Origin of the sequence: Streptomyces sp. DH24 (assembly GCF_029813775.1) — a bacterium.
In the GTDB taxonomy this organism is placed as follows: domain Bacteria; phylum Actinomycetota; class Actinomycetes; order Streptomycetales; family Streptomycetaceae; genus Streptomyces.
The window spans coordinates 124248-131828 of the sequence record NZ_JARVKW010000019.1 but is presented as its reverse complement, the minus strand read 5'-3'; the positions used below and the strand labels follow the sequence as shown (position 1 = coordinate 131828).

Genomic DNA, 7581 nt, shown 5'->3' with positions numbered 1-7581 from the left:
CAGATTGCGATGCGTCGACAGAATGCCCTTCGGACGCCCCGTCGACCCCGACGTGAACATCACACACGCCACGTCCTCACCGCCCAACACCACCGGCAGGTCCGACGACTCGTGCCCGGCGATCACCGCACGCTCGGCATCGATGACGACCCGACTCCGGGAACCGTCCACGACCCGGTGACGATGAACGGTGTCGGTGATCAGGGCGCGCGGGCCCGCGTCGGCGGCGATGCCCCGCAGCCGCTCGTCGGGGAACTCGGGATCGAGCACCACATACCCCGCCCCCGCCTTCACGACCGCCACCACGGCGACCGCGAACTCCACCCCCCGGTCCAGCAGAACACCCACCAGATCGCCACGCCCCACACCCCGGCCACGAAGATGCCGCGCCAGCCGATTCGCACGCGCGTTGACCTCCCCGTACGACACCGACTCACCACCGGCCACAACCGCCACCGCATCCGGCCGCAACCGCGCCCGCTCCTCGAACCGCGCCGACAACACCGGCACACCCGCCACCGGCACCGCACCACCGGCCCACTCCCCCAACACCCGCCGCGTCTCGGCCCCGTCAAGGAGATCGATGCCGGACAGCGCGTCCTCGGGCGCCGTCAGGAGCCGTTCCACGAACGCCACGAACCGGTCCTGGTGCCCGGCGACCACGGCGAGGTCGCACACCTCGGGCGAGGCGTCGAAGTCGACGCGCAGTCCGCCTTCGGGGCCCAGGTCGTACACGCCGACGGCCAGGTCCTCCACCGGGCCGTTGCCGAGGTTGTGCTGGACGGTCGGCAGGCCGAAGAAGCTCATGCCCGGGTTGAACGCCATGATGTTCACCTGCGGGGACGCGATGCGCCGTTGCCCTTCGACCAGGCCCAGGTCGCGGCAGATGTCCTCGTACCGGGTCCGCTGGTGCTTCAGTCCCCGGCGGGTCGCGGTCACGACCGTGGCCAGCAGCTCGGCGAGTGAGCCGTCGGCGCGGACGGGCACGCGCAGCGGGATCACGTTGGACGCCATGCCGGGTGTGCGGCGGGCGAGTTCGGTGCGCCGGCTGGTCACCGGCAGGCCCAGCACCGGTTCGGCCGTCCCGCAGATCCGGTGGACGTACGCCGCGACCAGGGCGAGTGTCAGCATGGTCCACGGCGCCCGGTGCACGCGGGCCACCTCTTTGAGCCGCTGGGTCCGCTCCGGGCCGAGGAGCACGGTGCGGCGGGTGAAGGGCAGCCGGCCCGGCCGGGTCTTCGCGGTGTGGCCCTCGGCCATCCGCGGTGCCGGCCGGAGCCCCGCCAGGTGCTCGGCCCAGTGCGCCCGGTCCGCCGCGGCCTCCTCGGACGTACGGTACGCGGCGTCCTCGGCGACCAGTTCGGCGAGGCTGCCGAACGGCGACTCCCCCCAGGGCAGGCCGGCTGCCGCCTGGTCGTACAGGTCGACGAGGCGCTGGTCCAGCAGGGCGATGCCCATGCCGTCGATGGCCAGGTGGTGGAAGGCGTGGAAGTAGAACCAGCGCTCCTCCCCCGTCCCGGTGCGGCCGGCGCGGATCAGCGCGTGCCGGGTGAGCCAGTCGTTCGCCAGGTCGAAGGGGCGGGCGAGTTCGGCGTCCATCCAGGCCCGGGCCGCCGCCACCGGGTCGCTCTCGCCGCTCAGGTCGACCATGTGCAGGGTGCGTCCCATGGGCTTGGCGTGCACGTCCTGCCACAGCGAGCCGTCCTCGTCGGAGCCGACGCCGCGGATGCGCAGCACGTCGGCCTCGCAGGCCAGCCGGTACCAGCAGCAGGCCAGCAGGCCGGTGTCCAGCGGGCCGGTGAGTTCCCGGTACTCCCCGATGTTGTAGCGGCAGCCGGAGTCGTCCAGTCCGTGCGCCATCCAGATGTCGCGCTGCGCCGCCGACATGGGCAGCCGCACCGTGGCGGGCCCGTACGCGGTGCCCTGTTCAGACGCGTTCGGGGACATGGGGGTGCTCCTCGGGTTCGGGGGTGGCTGAAGGTTCGGGACTGTCGGGTCGTCGTACCGGCCGTACGTCATCCAAGCCCCGCCCCGGGGCCGGGGGCGGCAGTTGGTGCGGCAGTGCGGGAGCAGGTCAGTGGGCGGCGGCAGTTGCCGCGGCAGGGTGGGCCCAGGCGGCACGCGCCAGGCCGAGGACGCGGAAGCGGGAGACGCCGTCCCGGTACTCGGCGCGCACCACACCGTTGATCAACAGCTCGCGCAGCCGGCGGCCGCACTCGGGCAGGGAGAGGCCGGTGAGAGCGGTGAGCTCGGCCATTTCACGGCCCTGGTCCGGGTCGGCGCCGGGGTTCGCGCGCTCCGCGGGCGGGTGCGCGCACAGGGCGTCCAGCAGCGTGCGGGCGTCGGCCGGCAGCCGGGACAGGCGGTCGTGCAGCGCCGTGCGCAGGTCGCCGGCGACGCCCGCCTCGCCGAGGTGGTGCAGCAGCGCGGCCGGGTCCGCGCCCAGCCCGTGGCACAGCGTTGCCAGGTCGTACACCACCAGCCAGGAGGCGGCGGCGGCCAGTGCTCCGGGGTGCCCGTCCAGGAGGCGGCAGACCCGGGCGGCGCGCTCCAGGTCGGCCGGCCCGGCCACGAAGTCCGGGCGCGCCCGGCGTACGTGGTCCAGGAAGACCCGTAGGGCCGGGGCCCCGGCGTCGGCGCCGCCGGGTGCCGGCACCTCCAGCGGGGACACCAGGAAGACGCGCTCGCCGGGGACTCGCCACGGGGCGTCAGAGGTCACGAGCAGACGCAGTCCCGGGCAGGCGCGCAGCAGTGCCGTCAGCCGGTCGGGCCGGGGCGGTGCGGCCGGGGCGCCGTCCAGTACGAGCAACGTCGCGCCGTCGCCCACCAGTTCGACCAGCGAGGCGGCAGCGGTACCGGTCCGTCCGCCGGGGCCCGGGGCGCCGAACAGGTCGTCCACGAGCGCCGCCACGGGGGCGGTCGTCTCGTCGCCGAGGTCGAGGTACTCGGGGCGGCCGCCGGGGAAGGCGTGCCAGAGCACCGGCAGACCCGCGCCGTGCAGCCGCTCGGCCACCGCCAGCGCCAGTCGGGTCTTGCCGACCCCCGTCAGCCCCACCATGGTGATCAGCCGTTCCGTACCGGTCCCCGACAGCTCGGCCACCAGGACCTCCGTCTCGCCCTCGCGGCCCGCCATGGCGTGCAGGGCCGTGGGGGGCGCCGCCAGGTCCTGACTGTCCGTCAGGACGCGGCCCCGGTGCGCGGCTTCCTCCAGGGCCGCCCGGGCCCGCGGCCCCAGTCGCAGCGCGTCCGCCACCAGCTGCACGGTGGCGGAGCGGGGCCGTCTCGCCTTGCCGTGCTCCAGGTCCCGTATGGCGCGGACGCTGATGGTGGACAGGTCGGCGAGCTCCCGCTGCGTGAGCCCGATGCGCAGACGGTGGGAGCGGATCAGCGAGCCGATCGGTGACGTCTCCTGCGCGGCGGGGGCGGAGGCGGAGAGGGGCGAAGGGATGCGGGCGGCAAGGGTGTCCATGGTGACGCTCCCGGGGTCAGCGGTGGAGGGTGGCGGGTCGGGACGCGCGGCCCGTTCCCGGGTCCCATCGTCGGCAGGTGACTATCCCGTGGGCATCCCGCCGCGGGCGCGCCGTCGGCGGACCGCTATCGCCCGCTGTTCTCTCCCCCGCCTTCGCGTGATAGCGCGGCGATAAGGCCGGGGCCGGTGCCGGGATTCCGGGCGTTCCTAGCGTGGTGCCCACGAAGAAGGAAGCGCCCCGGACAGGCCGGGACGCCCCACCGGAAGGACACCGACATGGCTCTCGTCCCCGCCGCCCGCGCCGCTCTCGTCACCGTCGCCGTCGCCGCCGCCACGCTCGTCGGCGCCCAGATGGCCCAGGCCGACGGTCCCGCCGGCGCCGGGGTGACCGCGCCGCAGTCCGCCCCGTCCCCGACGGCGACCGCCACCGGTGACACCAACCCGTGGGACTGATCGCACCCGTGACGGTGTCAGGACCCGGCGGCGCCCCGCGCCGCCCGCGCACGCCTCCACCGCAGGGCCGCCGAACGCCGGTTGCGGTCCTCTCTCCCGCCGACGGCCGCAGCGGTCACCCCGCGGCCGCCCCGCCCACGGCAAGGCCGCCCGCCGGTCCGGCTCCCGCCGCGTCGAGCAACCGCTGCGCCTCCGCGAGTTCCGGCCCCATCCGCCGCTCGCGGAACGCCCCCGTCGCCGTCTCCAGCAGTTCCCGCGACCGCGCCCGGTCCGCCGCGTCGCCGCTCGCCGCGAGCAGCCGCGCCAGGTCCAGCCGAACCAGCGCCGCGCCTCCGTGGTCCATGATCTGCTCGCGCACCGTCAGCGCCTGCGTGTAGAAGCCGCGTGCCTCCTGCCCGCGTCCCATCTCCGCGTGCGCGTGGCCAAGGTCCCGCAACAGGTGGCCCTCGCCTATCACGTCGCCGGTGTCCCGGCACAGTTCCAGCACCTCGGTGAACGTCCGCACCGCCGCCGCGTACGCCCCCTGCCCCTGTTGCAGCTGCCCCGCCCGCCGCAGGGTCCGTGCCTCTCCGCCCGTGTACCCCACGGAGCGGTAGATGGCGAGGGCCTCGTCCAGCCGGGCCTGGGCCGTGTCGATCCGCTGCCGCCGCATCCAGATGTGGGCGCTCTGGGTCAGCACGATGGCCCGGCCCACCACGTCCCCGGCCTGGTCGAAGTCCCGCAGTGCGCGGTCGTACAACGTCAGGGCCCGGTCGTCGTCGCCGCGCATCCGGGCGAGCAGTGCCAGGTCCCGGTGGCACAGGGCCAGCCCCTGGCGGTCGCCGAGCACCTGGAACAGGTCCAGCGCGGAGGTCAGTACGCCCAGTGACTCCTCGTGCTGGCTCCTCCCGAGGTACAGCACGCCGAGCGAGCTGAGCAGCGCGGCGGTGCCCCGCGTGTTGCCGGCGGCGCGGACGCACTCCAGCGCCAGTTGGTGTGTGCGCAGCCAGTCGTCGAAGTAGCCCTTGCCCTCGAACAGGGTGGCCAGGGTGGTCGCCAGGTCCCAGCACAGCTCGTCCATCCCGGCGGCGGCGGCCTGTTCGACGGCGTCGACGAGACCGGCGTGCTCGCTGTCCAGCCACTCCAGCGGATTGGCGAGCAGTTCGTCCACGCAGTTCGCCGGCGGCACCCAGCGGGGCGCCGTGCCGTGCAGCACCGTGAAGTCGCCGCCGTAGATCCGCCGGTGGGCCTGCTCGGCGAGGGAGAGCCAACCGCCCGTCATCCGATCCAGGGCCGCGGCCTGCACGGGCGGCTCGTCGTGCAGGAGCAGTTGTTCCCGCGCGAACACCCGGATGATCTCGTGGAAGCGGTAGCGGAACCCGCCGGTGGACTCCACTCCCACCACGTCCAGCATCTGCACGTCGACCAGCGGCTCCAGCAGGTCCGACGGATAGGGCCGGTCGTCGTCCAGGAGCGCTCCGGCCAGCCAGCCCGGCAGGGTCGCCGCCCGCGCCAGGCTGAGCAGCCGCAGCAGTTTGCGGTCCTCGGGCGCCAGGCCGTCGTGGGTGAGGGAGAGGCTGGCCCGCATGGTCAGCTCGCCGTGTGTCAGCTCGTCCAGGCGGTGGCGCTCGCTGGCCAGCCGCTGCACCATCGACGCCAGGCTCCAGTGGGGGCGGGCGGCGAGCCGGGCGGCGACGATCCGCAGCGCCAGCGGCAGTCCGCCGACGGTCCGGATCAGCATCTCGGCGGCTGCCCGCTCCCGCTCCACCCGGTCGGGGCCGATCACCCGTGCCAGCAGCTCCAGGGCCCGCTCGGTGCCCATGACATCCAGTTCGACGCGTTGCGCGCCCGGCAGCCCGGTCAGCCGCATGCGGCTGGTGACCAGCACGGCGCACTGGCTGCTGCCCGGCAGCAGCGGGCGGACCTGGCTCTCGGACGCGGCGTCGTCGAGCACCACCAGGATGCGGCGCGAGGCGAGCAGCGTGCGGTACATCTCGGCCCGCTCGTCCTGGGACTCGGGGATGACGGGCCCGGGGATGCCCAGCGCTCGCAGGAAGCGCCCGAGCACCTCGTTGGACGCGGCCGGCGCGCCGGTGGTGCCGCGCAGGTCGCAGTACAACTGGCCGTCGAGATAGGCGTGTTCACCGAGCCGGTGCCCGATGTGGGTGGCCAGGGTGGACTTTCCGGTGCCGGGCTTGCCGACGATGACGGCGAGACCGACGGACCGGCGGGTGCCGTCGCCCAGCAGGATGCGCTCGATGCCGGTGATCTGCTCCTCGTCGCCGACGAAGTCCGAGGTGTCGGCGGGCAGTTGCCGGGGGACCTCCTCGCCGGAAGGGACGCCGGTCGCGGAGAGCGCGGGCCGGCCGGGCGGGGCCTCGACGTGATGGGCGGTCGAAGTCGTACGGGTGTCGCGTCCGTCGGGGGACGGGGCGTCCAGGACCGCGCCGACGGGGCCGCCGGCCAGGACGGGCCCGAGGGTCCGAACCGAGTCGGCCGCGTCGTGCGGCGGCCTCGCCGACCCCTGCGTGCCGGTGAGGGCGGTCGCCTCGGGCGTGCGGAGTGCCCGGTCCGCCGGGAGGGCAACCGCCGTTCCGGGCCCGGCCGGTGCCGTGGCGTCCGGCCCGGAGTGTCCCGCGACGGCGGGAATTCCCGCCCCGGCCGGTTCACGGCGGCCGACAGGCACGTTCGCTGTCAACCGCGGCCCCGGTACGGATTCCGGTGCCGGGACCGCGAGGGCAGGGCCGGCCGCTGCCGGTGCCCCGGCGGCGCGGGTTGCGTCGCCGGCCGCCGCGGGGGGTACGTCGCCGGCCAGGATGGCCGCCTCAAGGCCGCGCAGCTCACCGCCCGGCTCCAGTCCCAGTTCCTCGACGAGGAGTTCGCGCCCCACGCGGTAGGTCTCCAGGGCTTCGGCCTGCCGGCCGGACCGGTACAGCGCCAGCATCAACTGTCCGCGCAGCCGCTCCCGCAGGGGGTGGGCGTGCACGAGTGTCTGGATCTCGGCGACCAGTTGGTGGTGCCGGCCGAGTTGCAGCTCCAGGTCGATGCGGGTCTCGGCGGCGGTCATCCGCTCCTCGTCGAGCTGGAGCGCCTTGTTGCGCAGGGTGTCGCTGGGCATCCCGTTCAGGCAGCTGCCCTGCCACAACTCGTCGGCCGCGCGTAACAGATCGGCGGCGGAGCCCGGGTCGCCCTGCCGGGCCGCGGCGCGGGCCTCGGCGACCCTGCGCGCGAACAGCAGGGCGTCGACCTGTTCGTCCTCGGTCCTGAGGACGTAGCCGGGCGGACGTGTGGTGATGGCGGCGGCGATGTCGGCCCTGCTGAACAGTTTCCGCAGCCGTGACACACAGATCTGGACCTGGGTGCGGGCGGTGTCCGGCGGCTCGTCGTCCCAGATGAGGTCGACCAGGTAGTCCGTGCTGACGATGCGGTCGGCCTCCAGCAACAGCGCCGCCAAAATGACCTCCTGGCGGCCGGGTGGGACGCGCACGGGTCCGTTGGGTCCGATCACCGTCAGCGGACCGAGGATGCGGAAGGCCACCGATTCCGGACCGCGCGCAGCCCCGCCGGGCGAAGCAGTCATAACTCTCCCAGCAGAAGCCGCACCTGTCAGGTGGTGGAGCGGGGACTCAGTCTCGCCGAATCGTTCACAGGTTGTCCATGGTGCGGACTTTTCATGTTGA

The 7581-nt window shown here is 74.3% G+C and carries 4 protein-coding genes; 1 reads left to right on the top strand and 3 read right to left on the bottom strand.

Features of this window, described 5'->3' with window-relative positions; genetic code table 11:
* Both QC282_RS17690 and QC282_RS17685 read right to left on the bottom strand, forming a co-directional pair.
* Positions 1-1947 (bottom strand): condensation domain-containing protein (locus tag QC282_RS17690; protein WP_279550416.1); only part of this gene is annotated, 1947 nt, incomplete at its 3' end.
* 127 nt (positions 1948-2074) lie between these two features.
* Positions 2075-3469, bottom strand: coding sequence for a helix-turn-helix domain-containing protein (locus QC282_RS17685; RefSeq protein WP_279550415.1), 1395 nt, complete (start codon positions 3467-3469; stop codon positions 2075-2077).
* A 276-nt stretch (positions 3470-3745) separates the two neighbouring features.
* Between QC282_RS17685 and QC282_RS17680 the strand changes: the two genes are divergently transcribed.
* On the top strand, positions 3746-3922 hold the full coding sequence (locus QC282_RS17680) for a hypothetical protein (protein WP_279550413.1): 177 nt from the start codon (positions 3746-3748) through the stop codon (positions 3920-3922).
* Between the two features lie 115 nt (positions 3923-4037).
* Here the strand turns inward: QC282_RS17680 and QC282_RS17675 are convergent, their stop codons facing one another.
* The gene (locus QC282_RS17675) at positions 4038-7481 is read right to left on the bottom strand and encodes a BTAD domain-containing putative transcriptional regulator (protein WP_279550412.1); all 3444 of its coding nucleotides are present in this window, start codon (positions 7479-7481) and stop codon (positions 4038-4040) included.
* Positions 7482-7581: the final 100 nt, after the last annotated feature.